Origin of the sequence: Shinella curvata (assembly GCF_022899935.1) — a bacterium.
GTDB classification, from domain to species: Bacteria; Pseudomonadota; Alphaproteobacteria; order Rhizobiales; family Rhizobiaceae; genus Shinella; species Shinella curvata.
The window spans coordinates 563,293-579,737 of record NZ_JALJCJ010000002.1; the positions used below are offsets into that span (position 1 = coordinate 563,293).

Annotated in this window: 15 protein-coding genes; 9 read left to right on the top strand and 6 right to left on the bottom strand. The window is 63.2% G+C overall.

The features are described 5' to 3' along the window. Nucleotides 1-12: 12 nt before the first annotated feature. Nucleotides 13-1,416: an FAD-binding oxidoreductase gene (locus MUU55_RS08805; protein WP_244760398.1), complete on the bottom strand. Its 1,404-nt coding sequence runs from the start codon at nucleotides 1,414-1,416 to the stop codon at nucleotides 13-15. Between the two features lie 260 nt (nucleotides 1,417-1,676). Here MUU55_RS08805 and MUU55_RS08810 point away from each other — a divergent pair, with 260 nt between their 5' ends. The 4 genes from MUU55_RS08810 (at nucleotide 1,677) to MUU55_RS08825 (ending at nucleotide 6,734) form a co-directional block, all read left to right on the top strand. After that, a complete protein-coding gene (locus MUU55_RS08810) occupies nucleotides 1,677-3,341 on the top strand; it encodes an electron transfer flavoprotein-ubiquinone oxidoreductase (RefSeq protein ID WP_244760399.1) in 1,665 nt (554 codons plus the stop codon). Between the two features lie 389 nt (nucleotides 3,342-3,730). After that, a complete protein-coding gene (locus tag MUU55_RS08815; protein ID WP_244760400.1) occupies nucleotides 3,731-4,360 on the top strand; it encodes a L,D-transpeptidase in 630 nt (209 codons plus the stop codon). A 324-nt stretch (nucleotides 4,361-4,684) separates the two neighbouring features. Next, nucleotides 4,685-5,683 carry an ABC transporter substrate-binding protein gene (locus MUU55_RS08820; protein ID WP_244760401.1) on the top strand — a complete coding sequence of 333 codons (999 nt, stop codon included), beginning with the start codon at nucleotides 4,685-4,687 and terminating at the stop codon, nucleotides 5,681-5,683. A 163-nt stretch (nucleotides 5,684-5,846) separates the two neighbouring features. Then, entirely contained in the window at nucleotides 5,847-6,734 is an 888-nt protein-coding gene (locus MUU55_RS08825) for an ABC transporter permease (RefSeq protein ID WP_244760402.1), read from the top strand. Between the two features lie 65 nt (nucleotides 6,735-6,799). Here MUU55_RS08825 and MUU55_RS08830 read toward each other — a convergent pair whose 3' ends face one another. After that, entirely contained in the window at nucleotides 6,800-7,708 is a 909-nt protein-coding gene (locus MUU55_RS08830; protein WP_425314158.1) for a DMT family transporter, read from the bottom strand. A gap of 138 nt (nucleotides 7,709-7,846) precedes the next feature. On the opposite strand from MUU55_RS08830, the gene MUU55_RS08835 reads away from it, so the two are divergent. Continuing rightward, nucleotides 7,847-8,317 (top strand): Lrp/AsnC family transcriptional regulator, encoded by a 471-nt coding sequence (locus MUU55_RS08835; RefSeq protein ID WP_244760403.1) that lies wholly within the window; start codon nucleotides 7,847-7,849, stop codon nucleotides 8,315-8,317. A 109-nt stretch (nucleotides 8,318-8,426) separates the two neighbouring features. On the opposite strand, the gene MUU55_RS08840 is transcribed toward MUU55_RS08835, so the two are convergent. Together MUU55_RS08840 and MUU55_RS08845 are read right to left on the bottom strand one after the other, a co-directional pair. Beyond that, complete coding sequence (locus tag MUU55_RS08840) at nucleotides 8,427-8,843, bottom strand: DoxX family protein (RefSeq protein ID WP_244760404.1); 417 nt, start codon at nucleotides 8,841-8,843, stop codon at nucleotides 8,427-8,429. A 192-nt stretch (nucleotides 8,844-9,035) separates the two neighbouring features. Beyond that, nucleotides 9,036-10,049 (bottom strand): zinc-binding alcohol dehydrogenase family protein, encoded by a 1,014-nt coding sequence (locus MUU55_RS08845; RefSeq protein WP_244760405.1) that lies wholly within the window; start codon nucleotides 10,047-10,049, stop codon nucleotides 9,036-9,038. A gap of 102 nt (nucleotides 10,050-10,151) precedes the next feature. On the opposite strand from MUU55_RS08845, the gene MUU55_RS08850 reads away from it, so the two are divergent. Beyond that, nucleotides 10,152-10,559, top strand: a complete 408-nt coding sequence (locus MUU55_RS08850) for a winged helix-turn-helix transcriptional regulator (protein WP_244760406.1) — start codon at nucleotides 10,152-10,154, stop codon at nucleotides 10,557-10,559. Between the two features lie 22 nt (nucleotides 10,560-10,581). Here the strand turns inward: MUU55_RS08850 and MUU55_RS08855 are convergent, their stop codons facing one another. Beyond that, nucleotides 10,582-11,820 carry an MFS transporter gene (locus MUU55_RS08855; protein ID WP_244760407.1) on the bottom strand — a complete coding sequence of 413 codons (1,239 nt, stop codon included), beginning with the start codon at nucleotides 11,818-11,820 and terminating at the stop codon, nucleotides 10,582-10,584. Nucleotides 11,821-12,174: 354 nt separating this feature from the next. Between MUU55_RS08855 and MUU55_RS08860 the strand changes: the two genes are divergently transcribed. Both MUU55_RS08860 and MUU55_RS08865 read left to right on the top strand, forming a co-directional pair. Beyond that, complete coding sequence (locus tag MUU55_RS08860) at nucleotides 12,175-13,113, top strand: diacylglycerol/lipid kinase family protein (protein WP_244760408.1); 939 nt, start codon at nucleotides 12,175-12,177, stop codon at nucleotides 13,111-13,113. Then, nucleotides 13,113-13,478 carry an NIPSNAP family protein gene (locus MUU55_RS08865; protein WP_280518894.1) on the top strand — a complete coding sequence of 122 codons (366 nt, stop codon included), beginning with the start codon at nucleotides 13,113-13,115 and terminating at the stop codon, nucleotides 13,476-13,478. The genes MUU55_RS08860 and MUU55_RS08865 overlap by 1 nt, the downstream gene beginning before the upstream one ends. Nucleotides 13,479-13,517: 39 nt before the next feature. On the opposite strand, the gene MUU55_RS08870 is transcribed toward MUU55_RS08865, so the two are convergent. Then, a complete protein-coding gene (locus MUU55_RS08870; protein ID WP_244760410.1) occupies nucleotides 13,518-14,876 on the bottom strand; it encodes a glutamine synthetase family protein in 1,359 nt (452 codons plus the stop codon). Between the two features lie 149 nt (nucleotides 14,877-15,025). Between MUU55_RS08870 and MUU55_RS08875 the strand changes: the two genes are divergently transcribed. Then, nucleotides 15,026-16,399, top strand: coding sequence for an aspartate aminotransferase family protein (locus MUU55_RS08875; protein ID WP_244760411.1), 1,374 nt, complete (start codon nucleotides 15,026-15,028; stop codon nucleotides 16,397-16,399). The last annotated feature ends 46 nt before the right edge of the window (nucleotides 16,400-16,445 follow it).

Here is a 16,445-nt window from a genome sequence, read left to right on the forward strand (position 1 = left end):
GTATGTTCGATGTCAGTCGGCGCGGTAGGGGACCTTGCCGGGATTGAAGAGGTTTTTCGGGTCGAGAGCAGCCTTGATCGCCTGCGCGACCGCGCGGCGGGCCGAATTTCCGAAGGTGAGATAGGCACGGCGCTTCTCCGTTCCCACCCCATGTTCGGCGGAAAAACTGCCGCCGGCTTCGGCGACACTGGTATAGACCGCATCCTCGATCGCCGCCTTGAGGTCCGCCGCCGCCACGCCGTCGCCGATGACGGAAATATGCAGGTTGCCGTCGGCGATATGGCCGTAGACATAGGCGTCGAAGCCTGGATCGACTGCCTTCAGTCGCGCCTTGAGGCCTGTGACATAGGCGTCGAGTGCGCCGGGCGGTACCGAGACGTCGAAGGAGGGCGCGCCCGGCTGGACGCGATAGATGAAGTCGCTTTCCTCGCGCAGCGCCCAGAAGCGTCGTGCCTGGTCGAGCGACGCGGCGACGATGCCGCTGGTCAGGCCATGCTCCTCCCAGAGGCCGGCGAGGCCATCTTCCAGCGCACTGCGGGCGTTTTCTTCGCTGGCCGCTGAAACCTCCATCAGCAAAACGGCCGGTGTCTCTTCGTCCAGCCAGTCGACCTCGAAGCTGCGTTCGCGCGCGCTGTCGACGAAGAAATTCCGCCACATCAGTTCGGCGCCCTCGAGCTGCAGGGAAGGCTGCGCCCGGAAATAGCCGATCAGCGCGAGGGCGGATGTCGCATCCGGGACGCCGACGAGGGCGGTCGCGCGGATCGGATTGAAGCTTTCGAGCTTCACCACCGCCCGGGTGACGAAGCCGTAGGCACCTTCGGAGCCGATGAGGAGTTGCTTGATGTCAGGGCCGGCACTGACCTTCAGCACACGCGTCAAATCGCTGACGAGGCTGCCGTCCGGCATGACGGCCTCGACGCCGAGCACCTGGTGGCGCATCACGCCGTTGCGGAAGGCCAGGATGCCGCCGGCATTGGTGGCGATCATGCCGCCGATGGTGGCGCTGCCGCGCGCGGCGAGATCGATGCCGGGCGTGAGGCCGAATTCTGCGGCGGCCTCCTGCAGGGCCTGCAGCGTCACGCCGGCACCGACGGTCGCGGTGCGGGCGAGAGGGTCGATCGCCTCGATACGGTCGAGTTTTGCGGTCGACAGGATCAGTTCACCCGGCCGGCTTATCCCTCCGCCGACGAGCCCGGTGCGTCCGCCCTGCGGCACCACGGGGACATTGTTCTCGATGCACCAGCGAACAATGGCGACCGCGGCCTCCGGTGTCGCAGGCTGCGCCATGGCACCCGCGCCGAAATTGTCGGGGTGTTCGCCGGGGTGCCGGCCGTTGAGCTTCTCGCCTCCGATAAGGTGGAGATCTGTGCCGAATTCGTTCAAGTCTTGCTGGAGCGATCGGATAATCTCGGACATGGGTGACAATGCTCTCCGCGGGCTGGCTGTCGAATGCCTAGTCCCGAGAGACGGCGGAATCAAGCGAGGTGTGACGAGCGCTCCGACAAATGATTGACGTTTACGTCTTAGTCAATAAACTTGCGACTTGTCATGAGGTCATGCGCAAATGCCGGAAAGTCTGTCGCAGAACGGCTCGACAAGATTTCCGGTATTTGTCATGACAGGGTCGACCTTAAGGGATTTTCCGCGGCTTTGAGGGGTTGCGGGTGGAGAGAGCAATGAGCGAAGAAATGGAACTTCCCGAACGCGAGTCGATGGAATTCGACGTTGTGATTGTCGGTGCGGGCCCGGCGGGTCTGTCTGCGGCGATCCGGCTGAAGCAGGTCAATCCGGACCTCACCGTCGTCGTGCTCGAGAAGGGCTCGGAAGTCGGCGCGCATATTCTTTCCGGCGCGGTCGTCGATCCCATCGGCATCGACCGCCTGCTGCCCGACTGGCGCGAGGATGAGAGCCACCCGTTCAAGACCGAGGTGAAGGACGACCACTTCCTGCTGCTCGGCCCGGCCGGTTCGATCCGCCTGCCGAACTTCGCCATGCCGCCTTTGATGAACAACCACGGCAACTACATCGTCTCGCTCGGCAATGTCTGTCGCTGGCTGGCGACCAAGGCGGAAGAGCTCGGCGTCGAGATCTATCCCGGCTTTGCCGCCTCCGAAGTGCTCTACAATGACGAGGGCGCCGTCATCGGCGTCGCGACCGGCGACATGGGCATCGAGCGCAACGGCGAGCCAGGCCCGAACTACACGCGCGGCATGGCGCTCATCGGCAAGTACACGCTGATCTCGGAGGGCGTGCGCGGCTCGCTCGCCAAGCAGCTGATTGCGAAGTTCGATCTCCAGAAGGATCGCGAACCCCAAAAGTTCGGCATCGGCCTCAAGGAACTCTGGCAGGTCAAGCCGGAGAACCACAAGCTGGGTCTCGTGCAGCACTCCTTCGGCTGGCCGCTCGGCATGAAGACCGGCGGCGGCTCGTTCCTCTATCACCTCGAAGACAACATGGTCGCCGTCGGCTTCGTGGTGCACCTCAACTACAAGAACCCCTATCTCTTCCCCTTCGAGGAATTCCAGCGCTTCAAGACGCATCCGGCGATCAGGGGCACGTTCGAGGGCGGCAAGCGCCTGTCCTATGGTGCGCGCGCCATCACGGAGGGCGGCTACCAGTCGGTGCCGAAACTGTCCTTCCCCGGCGGCGCGCTGATCGGCTGCTCGGCCGGCTTCGTCAACGTGCCGCGCATCAAGGGCAGCCACAATGCGGTGCTCTCGGGCATTCTCGCCGCCGAGAAGCTGGCGGATGCGATTGCCCATGGCCGCGCCAATGACGAGCCGATCGAGATCGAGCAGGGCTGGCGCGACAGCGCCATCGGCTCGGACCTCAGGAAGGTGCGCAACGTCAAGCCGCTGTGGTCGAAGTTCGGCACGGCTATCGGCGTGGCGCTCGGCGGGCTCGACATGTGGACGAACACGCTGTTCGGCGGCTCGATCTTCGGCACGCTGAAGCACGGCAAGACCGATGCGCAGTCGCTGGAACCGGCCGCCAAACACAAGCGGATCGACTATCCGAAGCCGGATGGCGTTCTGACCTTCGACCGTCTGTCCTCGGTGTTCCTGTCGAACACCAACCACGAGGAAGACCAGCCGATCCATCTCCAGGTGAAGAACCCGGAGCTGCAGAAGACGTCGGAACTCGACATCTATGCCGGTCCGTCGACGCGCTACTGTCCGGCCGGTGTCTACGAATGGGTGGAGAAGGACGGCAGGCAAGTCTTCGTCATCAACGCGCAGAACTGCGTGCACTGCAAGACCTGCGACATCAAGGACCCCAACCAGAACATCAACTGGGTGCCGCCGCAGGGCGGCGAAGGGCCGGTCTATCCGAATATGTGATGCGCTCAGCGCAAAATAACGAAGGCCGCCCTTGAGGCGGCCTTTTTACTGCTGTGCCGCCTTTAGCCATGGCGTGTTGCTCGCCGACGATTCAACTTGCCGATCAAAGGCCGTCACCTCTCCTCCGTCATCCTCGGCCTTGAGCCGAGGATCCACGCGTACGGCACTCCCCGAATTCGTGGCATGGATCCTCGGCTCAAGGCCGAGGATGACGGAGGAGAGGGAGGTGCTTCCGATTCCCGCCCGGGCGTTTTTGGCAGGGCCGATCCCGCCTTCTTTTCGTCACCGACCTTAATCGTTCCTGCAACCGCAGCGCGCTCCTTAACCCTCGATTAACCATAACCGCATAATTCTCGGCCCCGAGGACTGATCTTAAAGGGGCTTTAACCATGTCGATTTCCCGCCGCGGATTCCTGCTTGGCGCGTCTGCACTGCTGGCAGGCTGCGCGACCAACGGCACCAGTGACCGCGCCAATTACGGCGACCGGCTGGACGAGAAACATCCGCTGAAGGCGATGTCGCTCGACAAGATCAAGCCGGAACTGCGCCGCCAGGAAGTCGCCTACAGCACCGATCACGCCGCCGGCACCATCGTCGTCGATACGCCGGCCCGTCGGCTTTACTACGTGCTGGGCGGTGGCCGGGCGATGCGTTACGGTATCGGCGTCGGCCGGCAGGGTTATTCGCTGGCGGGCAGCGCCTATATCGGTCGCAAGGCGGAATGGCCGACCTGGACGCCGACGCCGAACATGATCCGCCGCGATCCGAAGAAGAACCTGAAATATGCCGGCGGCCTCGAAGGCGGCCCGAACAACCCGCTTGGCGCGCGCGCCATCTACCTCTACCAGAACGGCAACGACACCATGTTCCGCATCCATGGCACCAACCAGCCCTGGTCGATCGGCCAGGCCATGTCGAGCGGTTGCGTGCGCATGCTGAACCACGACGTGATCGACCTTTACGAACGCGTCAAGGTCGGTGGCCGGGTGCATGTCATCCAGGGCCGGCGCGACGCCTGATTTTTCCTGACATGTCGCAATAAGCAAAGGCCGGCTTCTGCCGGCCTTTTGTTTTGCGGTTGAAAAAGTTGAATTGTATCATACCATTGCCCCCGTGCTTCCGGTCTTGGATAAAGTCGGGACGGTCTTGCGGATTTGATGGGCTCATGACGCATTGGGGTCAATCGCAGACGCATTTGTACCGGCATTCGACCCCGCACCTGCAAAAGTCGAGGGTGCGGTATCGCGGTTTTATCCGCATTCGCTAACGATCAAGGGCCCGGCGGCGACGGTGCGGCAGGGCCTGACTGGGCACAATGACACCGTCGACATGAGGGAACGGATATGAAACATCTTCTTGCTTCCACCTGCCTCGTCGCTGGCCTTCTGGCCATGACGGGCGCTGCACGCGCCGAATGCGGCGACGTGACCATCGCCAGCATGAACTGGCAGAGCGCCGAAGTGCTGGCCGCACTCGACAAGTTCATTCTGACCGAAGGCTACGGCTGCAATGCCGAAGTCATCGTCGGTGACACGGTTCCGACCATCACCTCGATGATCGAAAAGGGCGAGCCGGATCTGGCGCCGGAAGGCTGGGTCGACCTGCTGCCGGACGTCGTCAACCGCGGCATCGAGGAAGGCAAGCTGATCGGCGCTGCCGTGGCACTCTCCGACGCTGCCGTCCAGGGCTGGTGGATCCCGAAATACATCGCCGACGCCAATCCCGACATCAAGACGATTGACGATGCGCTGAAGCATCCGGAGCTGTTCCCGGATCCGGAAGACGCCAGCAAGGGCGCCGTGCACAACGGCCCGCAGGGCTGGGGCGGTACCGTCGTGACCGGCCAGCTCTACAAGGCCTATGGCGGCGAAGCGGCGAACTTCACGCTCGTCGACACGGGCTCGGCCGCCGGCCTCGACGGTTCGATCGCCAAGGCCTACGAGCGCAAGCAAGGCTGGGTCGGTTACTACTGGGCCCCGACGGCGCTTCTCGGCAAGTACGAGATGGTGAAGCTCGAGCATGGCGTTCCCTATGACGCCGCCGAGTGGAAGCGCTGCAACACCGTCGCCGACTGCGCAGACCCGAAGAAGAACGACTGGCCGAAGGACAAGGTCCAGACGCTCGTCACCAAGGGCTTCTCCGAGCGTGCCGGCGAAGACGTCATGGGCTACCTTAACAAGCGCGCCTGGTCGAACGACACGGTCAACAAGCTGATGGCCTGGATGACCGACAACCAGGCGAGCGGCGACGATGGCGCCAAGCACTTCCTGGAAGAGAACGAAGCCCTGTGGAAGGACTGGGTCTCGCCGGAAGCTGCCGAGAAGATCAAGGCCGCTCTCTGATCGCCTGATCAAGGATTCGGGCGGCGCGTTTTCGGCGCGCCGCCCTTTGCCTTCGTTTTAGCGCATGCCTTTGGCGCAAATCGCAGCGCCCTTTCCCTCGGCATGCTTCAGGGTTGGCTCATGAAACCGGCGCAAGACCGGACAGAGCCGGAAGGGGATCGACATGGACTGGTTTACGAAATTTCCCACAATGAATGCGGATAGCCTGCGTGACCTCAAGAAGGGCATCGACGAGGCGTTCCGCGGATTTACCCGCGCCTATGGTGACGGCATCGAATCGATCTTCGTGCCGCTGCAGCACTTCCTGATCTGGTCCGAGCGGTTCATGACCAAGACGCCCTGGCCGATCATCATTCTGCTGATCGCCGCCATCGCCTGGTTCGCCAGCCGCAACTGGAAGATCGTCGCCGGCACGGTCGCCACGCTGCTCCTCATCGGCTATTTCGACATGTGGGACGATACGATGAAGACGGTCTCGATGATCTTCGTCTGTACCGTGCTGTCGATCGCCATCGGCATTCCGATCGGCATCATCATGTCGCGGTCGGATCGCGTGCAAAACGTGGTCAATCCGATCCTCGACGTCATGCAGACCATGCCGAGTTTCGTTTATCTGATCCCGGTCGTCATGCTGCTCGGCATCGGCAAGGTGCCCGGCCTCATCGCCGTCGTCATCTACGCCATACCGCCGATGATCCGCCTGACCAATCTGGGTATCCGCCTCGTCGACAAGGACGTGCTGGAGGCGGCCGATGCCTTCGGCTCGTCGAGCTGGCAGAAGCTGAAGAACGTGCAGATGCCGCTGGCGCTGCCAACCATCATGGCCGGTATCAACCAGACGATCATGATGGCGCTCGCCATGGTGGTCATCGCCTCGATGATCGGCGTCCAAGGCCTCGGCCAGCCGGTTCTGAAGGCGATCTCCAACCAGTATTTCACGCTCGGCATCTTCAACGGCCTTGCCATCGTCGGCATCGCGATCATCTTCGACCGCGTCAGCCAGGCCTTTGGCAAGCGCCTGCAGAAGCACCGCGAGATCGTGCACGGCTGATCCGAAACACAGACACGGAAAAGGGCGCCCCCGGCAAAACCGCGGGCGCCCTTTGTCGTTTCGGCCTAGCGCTTGGGAGAGAAGATGCCGGTCGAGAGCGCCACGCCGCCGCCGACGACCAGCGCGGCCGTCATCTCGGCCATACCAAAACTTTCGCCGAGGAAGATCGCGCCGCCTAGTGTTGCGAGCACCGGCGTGATGGCGGTGAAGGCGGCGGCCTGGCTGCCGCCGAGGGCGCGGATCGCGGTGCCGTAGGCGAAGGTGGCGACGAGGCCGGAAAGAATGCCCTGGCTGGTGATCTGAAGCGCAAGGTCGGGCAGGGTGGCGGCGGCAAGGTGCGTGCCGAAGATCGCGGCGAGCACCAGATGGATCAGGAACGACCAGACCGCGATGATGGCGGCCCCTTCGAGGGCGGAAAGGCCCGAGCGGCGGAAGGCATGGGTGAAGCCGGCCCACAGCACGGCGCCGATCGGCAGCAGCACGAAGCCGGTCGCGGTCATGCCGCTTTTCAGCATGCTTGCGGTGAGCAGGATCGCGACGCCCGCAACGATGGCGGCAAGGCCGGCAAGGCGCATGCGGTCCGGCCGCTCGCCGAACAGGACCATGCCGATGAGCGCGGTTGCCAGCGGCAACGAGCCGCCGAGCAGGATGCCGCTCGGTGCGGCCGGCGTGACATGCAGCGCCGCCGCCGTGACCTGGAAGAAGACGGCGCCTGCACCGGCCGCCATCACGATGATCAACTTGAGCGGCACGTTCTTCGGCAGAAGCCCGGTCTTGAGCCAGATCGGCGCCAGCAGGATGGCCGGCACGCCGTAGCGGATGAGGCCGATATCGATCGTGCCGAGTGGTGTTGCGGCCGTGTGGCGCGTCGCCAGCACCCAGAGCGCCCAGATCAGCACCGTCACCACGCCGCCCGCATAGCCGGCGACAAGCGGATTGGATTTGTCTTCGGAGGAAAGCGAGACCATGGCCATGGCGGGTATCCTTTCTGCGCTGGCTCATTTCTGCCGAGAATCTAGCGTCGAAGGCCGGGGCATGTCCTTGCGTGTTGTGCTCTTGAGAACGTAAGATGAGCAGGATTTCACCAATCCAGGCCATGAAAGTTTTCGAATATGCCAAATCTGGATAAATTCGATATCGCCATCCTCAAGGTGCTGCAGGAGGATGCGCGTGCGACCAATGTGGAGATCGCCGAGCGCGTGAACCTTTCACCCTCACCCTGCCTCCGACGCATCCGCAATCTCGAAAAATCCGGCGTGCTGCGTGGCTACCGGGCGGATATCGACCGCAAGGAAGTCGGGCTCGGCCTGACCGTCTTTGTCGAGATCAAGGTGGGGCATCACAGCCGGGAAAACGCCATGGCGCAGCAGGAGGCGCTTCTGGCGGTGCCGGAGGTCGTCTCGTGTTTTCTGATCTCGGGCAATGCGGATTTTCTGGCGGAGGTGGTGGTTGAGGATCTTTCCGCCTATGAGCGTCTCCTGACCGAGACGCTGCTCACCATGCCTGGTGTCACCGACATCCGCTCCAATTTCGCGATCCGCAGCATCAAGACAGGTGGGCCGTTGAAATTGCCGTCGCTCTGACAAACGCAAACCGCCCCGGCGAGAGCGCCGGGGCGGGGGACGGCCGGGAGAGGCAGGGCCGTCCTCGGGATGCCGCACTGGAGAGAGCCGGCGGCATCCGGTCCTGCCGTCATTGGGCAGGGACGGCAGAAGTGGTTGCAGACTTCCAAGCCACCACCATCAGGCCGCCGATGACGGTGATATGTTCGGCGACGAAATGGAATTCGATGGTGCGCATCGGTTCCTGCATCGCCCAGAAATTGTGGGCGATCGGAATGGTGAGCGCGGTAAAGACGGCGAGCATGCCGGCGCCGAGCCAGGTCCAGCGGTTGGAAATGATGAGGGCCGAGCCGATGAGCTGCGTCAGTGCCGTGGCGACATTGAAGAAGGCCGCCGGCTCAAGGCCGAAATGCGTCATCTCCAGGAGGCCGCCATCGAAATCGGCCAGTTTGGCGATGCCGGACAGCCAGAACATCGAGGTCAGGATCGTGCGGGCGATAAAGCCGAAGGTGCGGCTCTCGGTAATGCTTTCAATCAGGGCGGACACGTAAATCTCCAATAAACGTCATAGGTTTGCGGGAAGGGTTCTGTGTTCCTTTCCCGTGTGCCGCCCGCCGTTTTTCGTTTCGTTCGGTGGGCTGCGATGGCCTATGTCTACCAGAGTTCCTTGCCGCCCCTGTCACCTTGGTAACACCCCTCCGCCGCTCTGGAAGCGAGCAGCGGAGGGCGATTTTCGAGTTTAGAAACCTGCCAGTACGAGCTTGCCGCGCGTGCGCCCGCTCTCGATCATCGCATGGGCCTTCTTCAGGTTTTCCGCATTGATCGTGCCGACGGTTTCCGCCAGCGTCGTGAGCAGGGTTCCCGCGTCCACAAGGCGCGAGACCTCGTTCAGAAGGGTGTGCTGTTCGATCATGTCAGCCGTCTGAAAGAGTGAGCGGGTAAACATCAGCTCCCAATGCGTCGAGACGGCCTTGCGCTTGAAGGGCATGACGTCAAGCACCTTCGGATCGTCGATCAGGCCGAAGCGGCCTTGCGGCGCGATGGTCTCTACGATGGCGGCAAGATGATCCTCCGTATTGGTCGTCGAGAAGACGAAGGCCGGTGCGCCGAGGCCGAGGGCTGCGACCTCACCGGCGAGCGGCTTGCTGTGATCCACCACATGATGCGCGCCAAGCGACTTGACCCATTCCGCCGTTTCGGGCCGCGAGGCGGTGGCGATGACCGTGAGGTCGGTCAGGTGGCGGGCAAGCTGCACGGCAATCGAGCCGACGCCGCCGGCGCCGCCAATGATGAGGAGCGCCCTGGCGGCGCCCGGCACGGCGTCGTGCACCTTCAGCCGGTCGAAAAGCATTTCCCAGGCGGTGATCGCCGTCAGCGGGAGGGCGGCGGCGGCGGCAAAATCGAGCGAGGCGGGCTTGCGGCCGACAATGCGCTCGTCCACGAGGTGGAACTCGGAATTCGTGCCCGGTCGATCGATGGCGCCCGAATAGAACACGGCGTCGCCCGCCTTGAACAGCGTGACATCGGGGCCGACCGCCTTGACGATGCCGGCGGCGTCGAAGCCCAGAACGCGCCATCCGCCATCGGCGGGCGCCGCATTGCGCCGCAGCTTCGTATCGACCGGATTGACCGAGACGGCCTTGATCTCGACCAGCAGGTCGCGTCCCTGCGGCTCCGGTGTGGGCAGGTCGATCTCGACGAGGGCTGTGTCGGCGGTGATGGCCTGCGGGGTCTGGTAGGCGATGGCGCGCATGGGTGTCTCCTTTCGCGTTGAATGGAGACTAGATGAAGAGTAACGTCTGATAACGCAAGAATGCACATTTTGTGCACATAGTGTCGAAAAGGATACCGTGACATGTCCCGCCCGCGCGCCAAGCTCACCAAGAATTTCCCCGGCTGCCCGGTCGAATCGACGCTCTCCTTCCTCGATGGAAAATGGAAAGGTGTGATTCTCTATCACCTGATGATGGAGGGCACGCTGCGCTTCAACGAGCTGCGCCGCCGGCTGCCCAGCGTCACGCAGCGCATGCTGACCAAGCAGCTGCGCGAGCTGGAAGATGCCGGCATCCTGTCGCGCACCATCTTTCCCGTCGTGCCGCCGCGCGTCGATTATGCGCTGACAACGGCCGGCCGAAGCCTCGAGCCGATCATCCGGGCGCTGGCCGCCTGGGGCGCTCAGAACGTGATCTGCGAAGATGGCCAGAACGTCATCCGCCTTGCCCCGCAAACGGAAACGGCGTCCCCCGGAAGGGACGCCGCCTGATTTTCACGCTCGTGAGCGCCGCCTATTCGGCCGGGCAGACCGGCGTTTCCTCGTTGTCGATCTTGTCGAGCGTCATCGAGACCAGATAGATGCCGAAGCCGACCACCGTGGCTGCCGCGCCCACGAAGCCCATCGATCCATAACCGTAGCCGGCGCTGATCGCCATGCCGCCAAACAGCGCGCCGAGCGCATTGGCAACGTTGAAGGCGGAGTGGTTAAGGGCGGCGGCGAGCGTCTGGGCATTGCCGGCAACGTCCATCAGGCGCGTCTGAAGCGCGGGGCCGACGACGAAGCTGCACCCGATGAGGAAGCAGCAGACGCCGAGCAGGATCGGGTTCTCCGCCGTCAGCGACAGGCTGATCAGCACGAAGAAATAGAGCACCAGCGACCAGCCGATAGTGCGCATGAGAGAAAGATCGGCAAGCTTGGCGCCAAAAATGTTGCCGACGATCATGCCGCAGCCGAAGATCGCCATGATGACGGGCACCATGCTGACATGAAGGCCGGCGACCTCGGTGACGATCGGCGAGATATAGCTGAACACCGCGAACATGCCGCAGAAGCCGGTGGCCGCAATGCCGAGCGTCAGCCAGACCTGCTTGCGCTTCAGCGCGCCGAGCTCCGTCAGCGCATTGATGCCCTTCGGGGCCTTGTCGCGCGGCAGGAAGATGGCGATGAGGGCCACCGTCAGCATGCCGGTGATCCCTACGGCGACGAACATGAACTGCCAGTCGAAGAGCTGGCCGAAGAAGGCGGCGAGCGGCGTGCCGATCAGCGTCGCGACCGTCAGACCGAGCATGACCTTGCCGACGGCCTGCGTGCGCTTGTTGACCGGCACCATGGAGGCGGCGACCAGCGCGGCAACGCCGAAATAGGCGCCGTGCGGCAGGCCGGAGAGGAAGCGGAACAGGATGAAGCTCTCGAAGGTCGGGGCGACCGCGCTGGCGAGATTGCCGGCCGCAAACAGGCCCATCAGCACCAGCAGCAGGTCGCGGCGGCGGAAGCGCGCGCCGATGACCGCGATGACGGGAGCACCGACCACGACGCCGAAGGCATAGGCGCTGATGACGTAACCGGCCTGCGCCGTCGTTACGCCGAAGGTCGTGCCGACATCCGGCAGCAGGCCCATGATGGCGAATTCGCCGGTGCCGATGCCGAAGCTGCCGACGGCCAGCGCCAGAATGATGAGAGTAACGGTGAGGGCCGAAAGCGGCGGCTGCCCGGAGGAGAGGGCGGCGTTGGGCAGGGGGTGTTCAGTCACGGGTCGGCTCCGCAGATAGGATGGCGCACGCGGTCAATCCATGACGGTCCCTCACAAGGGCGGCCACTCCTCCTGGCTGCTGCTGTGGTTTGGTCCGGCCGGATCGGCCACGATAGGAAGGTAGGTTCAAGCCGGCGCACGCACTCCCGACGCACGCGACCGGCTTGCACTATATCAAACTAAGGCAAACTTCCTATCCCGATTTTTCACCGCCCTGCTTTTGGCCAACACGGGGCCATTTCACGATTTGTTGCACTCTGTTTCGACCACGCCTGTTAATCGCCGCTTTCTCGACTATCTAATGGATCGACTTCATCCCTTCAGGCGTTCTCGGCCGATAAACGGAGTAGACGAATGCGCGTACAGGCAATTTTCAATAGGGACGGGGGGACGTTCCGCACCACCGACATGGAGGCCTATGCCCGCCATGCCGAGAGGGTTTTTGCGGAGGCAGGACATCATCTTGATTGCGATATCGTCGAAGGGGCCGATATCGAAATGGCGCTGCGCCGCTGTTCGGACCGCAACGATCTCGATGCGATGCTGGCCGGCGGCGGTGACGGCACGGTCTCGGCCGCCGCCGGTTTCGCTTGGCAGAACAAGATGCCGCTCGGCATCATCCCGGCCGGCACGATGAACCTCTTCGCGCGCTCGCTGAAGATCCCGCTCGATATCTGGCAGGCGATCGATGCACTGGCTGATGGCGACATCGCCGCCGCCGATATCGGCACGGCGGATGACCGCGCCTTCGTGCACCAGTTTTCCGCCGGCCTGCATGCCCGCATGGTGCGTATGCGCAACTCGATGACCTACAAGTCCCGTGTCGGCAAGATCGCCGCCAACACCCGTGCGGCTGTCGGCGTCATCTTCAATCCGCCGGAATTCGAGGTGGAGTTCGATGTCGATGGCGTGCAGGAGCACCGCAAGGTCTCGGCCATCAATGTCTCGAACAACCGGTTCGGCGAAAACGGCCTGCTCTATGCGGAAGACCTGACCGGCGGCCATCTCGGCTTCTACACGACGAACCCGCTGAAACCGGCCGGCGTCGCCAAGCTCGCCTTCGATATCCTGCGGGGAAAATTGCGCGAAAACGCCGACGTCACGGAAATGACCGGCACGGCGGTGGACCTGCATTTCCCGAAGGTCGATCGCGCCATCAACTGCGTCATCGACGGTGAATTGCTGCCGATGGACCGGGACGTCTCGATCCGCCTGCATCCCGGCGAACTGAAGGTCATCGTGCCCAAGGCCGAGGAGAAGGCCGCGACATCGGCCGAAACGGCCGCCGCCTGATGCGGACCGCGCCGGTTACCTGCGAGGTTCGGTATCGTCTGGATCCCGAAAGGATGGCGGATTTTTACGATTATGCGCGGATCTGGACCACGCTCATCGAGCGCCATGGCGGAACGCACCATGGCTATTTCATGCCCCGCGAAAAGCCCGAAGGCGCTGCTGTGAGTTTTCCCGGCGCGGGCGGTGATGGGGCTGGCGATATCGCCGTTGCGCTCTTCACGTTTCCGGATGAAGCGGCCTATCTGCTCTATCGCGACAAGGTCGCCGAGGATGCCGATGGCATCGCGGCCAATGCCCGCTTCTCAAAGAATCCGCCCTTCTCAAGCTACGACCGAACCTTCCTGCAACCGCTTTCGGGCGATTGACGGCCTCCGCGCGACGGTCGCGCGAAGGCCGGTCGTGTCTTAGATACGCGGCAGATAGGTCTGGTAGTCGAAATCCGAGACCGTGCGCAGGTAGGTGATCGCTTCCTTGCGCTTCGTATCGCCGTAAAGCTTCTGATAGTCCGCGCCAAAAGCGTCCTTGATGAAGGGCGAGGCGGAGAATTCTTCCACGGCGGTCAGGAAATCGTGCGTCAGGCGCTTGGCATCCGGCGCATCCTTGCCCGGTTCCGTCACCGGACCCGGATCGAGCTCGTTGTCGAGGCCGAGCAGGATGCCGCCGAGGATTGCCGTCAGCAGCAGATACGGGTTGACGTCGGCTCCCGCGACGCGGTGCTCGACGCGCGCTGCCGGGCCGTCCTTGTCCGGGATGCGGATAGCGGTGCCACGGTGGCCGAAACCCCAGGTCAGATCAACAGGTGCGAAGGAGCCCGGCTGGAAGCGGCGATAAGAATTGGCGAAGGGCGCGAAGATCAGCTGCGCATCGCGCATCGTCTGCAACATGCCGGCGCAGATCGACTTCAGCTTGGCCGGATCGCCGCCCTTGGCGTCGAGGATGTTCTTGCCGTCCTTGTCGATGACGCTGCAATGCACATGCAGGCCCGAGCCCGCCTGGTCGGCATAGGGCTTTGCCATGCAGGTGGATTTCAGGCCGAAGCGCGGCGCGGCCAGCTCGGCGATGCGCTTGAGGTAGATGCAGTCATCCGCAGCCGCCAGCGCGTCCGGGCGGTGCAGCAGGTTGATCTCGAACTGGCCGGGCCCGAATTCCGCCGTCGTGGCGTCGGCCGGCAGGTCCATATCCTTCGCCCAGGCGCGCACCGTCTGGAGATAGCCGTCGAGCGCGTCGGTGGCGCGCATGTCGTAGAGCTGGTAGCCGTTCGGCTGGTCGCGATACATCAGGGAAGCCGGCGGGCGCGGCTTGCCTGTCACGTGCCAGTCGTCCTGCACCACGTAGAATTCGAGTTCGGTCGCGACGACGGGCGTCAAACCCCTGTCTTCAAAGCGCTTCAGCATGCGTGCGAGAATGGCGCGCGGATCCATGAAGGAGGCGGTGCCGTCGAATTCGTGCATGGTGGCCAGCACCTGCTTCGAGCCTTCCGGCGCCCAGGGCAGGACGGTCAGCGAGCGGCGGTCGGGGATGCAGACGCCGTCGGGATCGCCGACGGAAAGCGACAGACCGGTGATGTCGTCATTGTCGTCGCCCCAGATGTCGAGCGACTGGGTGGAGGAGGGCAGGCGCACCGAACCGTCCCAGATTTTCTTCTCGCCTTCGAGCGGAACCTGCTTGCCGCGCAGGTCGCCGTTCATGCCGACGAGGAGGATTTCGATACGGGCCGGAGCATTGGCAGGCGGAGAACCGGCTGCCGTCTTGTGGTTTGTCATGGTGCCTGCTTTTGGTTTGGCGGGAAGCATGGACAAGAAATTTTGCTTGCGTTCGATCTCTTGCCAAATGCCTGTTGTATGGGCATTTTCCTAACCCATTCTGTCCCGGCGTTCAATAAGGCGGGACCTACCCCCAAGGATGTAGTCAAATGTCGAAGACCAGCGCAGCAGCCGTTTCGAACCTCGGTGCCCTCGATGCCGCCCATCATCTTCATCCCTTCTCGGACATGAAGAAGCTGAACGCGGCCGGCACGCGCATCATCGAGCGCGGTGAGGGCTGCCACATCTTCGACAATCACGGAAAGCGTTACCTCGACGGCTTCGCCGGCCTCTGGTGCGTCAATATCGGCTATGGCCGCAAGGAGATCGCGGACGCCGTCGTGCGCCAGATGAACGAGCTGCCCTACTACAACACGTTCTTTGGCACGACGACGCCGCCGGCCGTGCTGCTTGCCCAGAAGATCACCTCGCACGCCGGTCCGAACATCAACCGCGTGTTCTTCACCGGTTCCGGCTCGGAGGCCAACGACACCTGGTTCCGCATGGCCCGCGTCTACTGGGGCGCCATGGGCAAGCCGACAAAGAAGGCAATCATCGCCCGCAAGAACGGCTATCACGGCTCCACTGTCGCCGGCGCTTCACTCGGCGGCATGAAGTGGATGCACGAGCAGGGCGACCTGCCGATCGCCGGAATCCACCACATCGACCAGCCCTTCTGGTATGCCGAGGGCGGTGACCTGACCTCGGACGAATTCGGCCTGAAGATGGCCCGCCAGCTGGAAGAGAAGATCGACGAACTGGGCGAAGACAATGTCGCCGCCTTCGTCGCCGAACCGATCCAGGGTGCTGGCGGCGTCATCGTGCCGCCGGCGACCTACTGGCCGGAAATCGCCCGTATCTGCAAGGCGCGTAACATCCTGCTCGTCTGCGATGAAGTCATCTGCGGCTTCGGCCGCACCGGCCACTGGTTCGGCCACCAGCACTTTGGCGTGGAACCGGATCTGGCGCCAATCGCCAAGGGCCTGTCCTCGGGTTATCTCCCGATCGGCGGCGTCATGGTCTCCGACCACGTCGGCAATGTGCTGGTCGAGGAGGTCGGTGATTTCAACCACGGCTTCACCTATTCCGGCCACCCGGTCTGCGCCGCCGCCGCACTGGAAAACCTGCGCATCATCGAGGATGAAAAGCTCGTCGAGCGCGTGCACGACGATATCGGCCCCTATCTCGCCGCAGGCCTCAAGTCGCTGGAAGACCTGCCGATCGTCGGCGAAATCCAGCAGGTCGGCCTGATGGCCGCCGTGCAGCTCACCGAGGACAAGACCACCCGCAAGCGCTTCGAGGACAAGGAAAAGGCCGGCGTCACCGTGCGCAACCATTGCCTGGAAAACGGCCTCGTGCTGCGCGCCACCGGCGACCGCATGCTCTTCTCCCCGCCGCTCGTCATCAGCCATGCCGAAGTCGACCAGATGATCGACATCACCCGCAAGGGCCTGGAACATGCCTGGAAGGTGATGACGGCCTGATTGGAAACGAAAAGGGGCGGTTTACCGCCCCTTTTCTTTGGCCCTG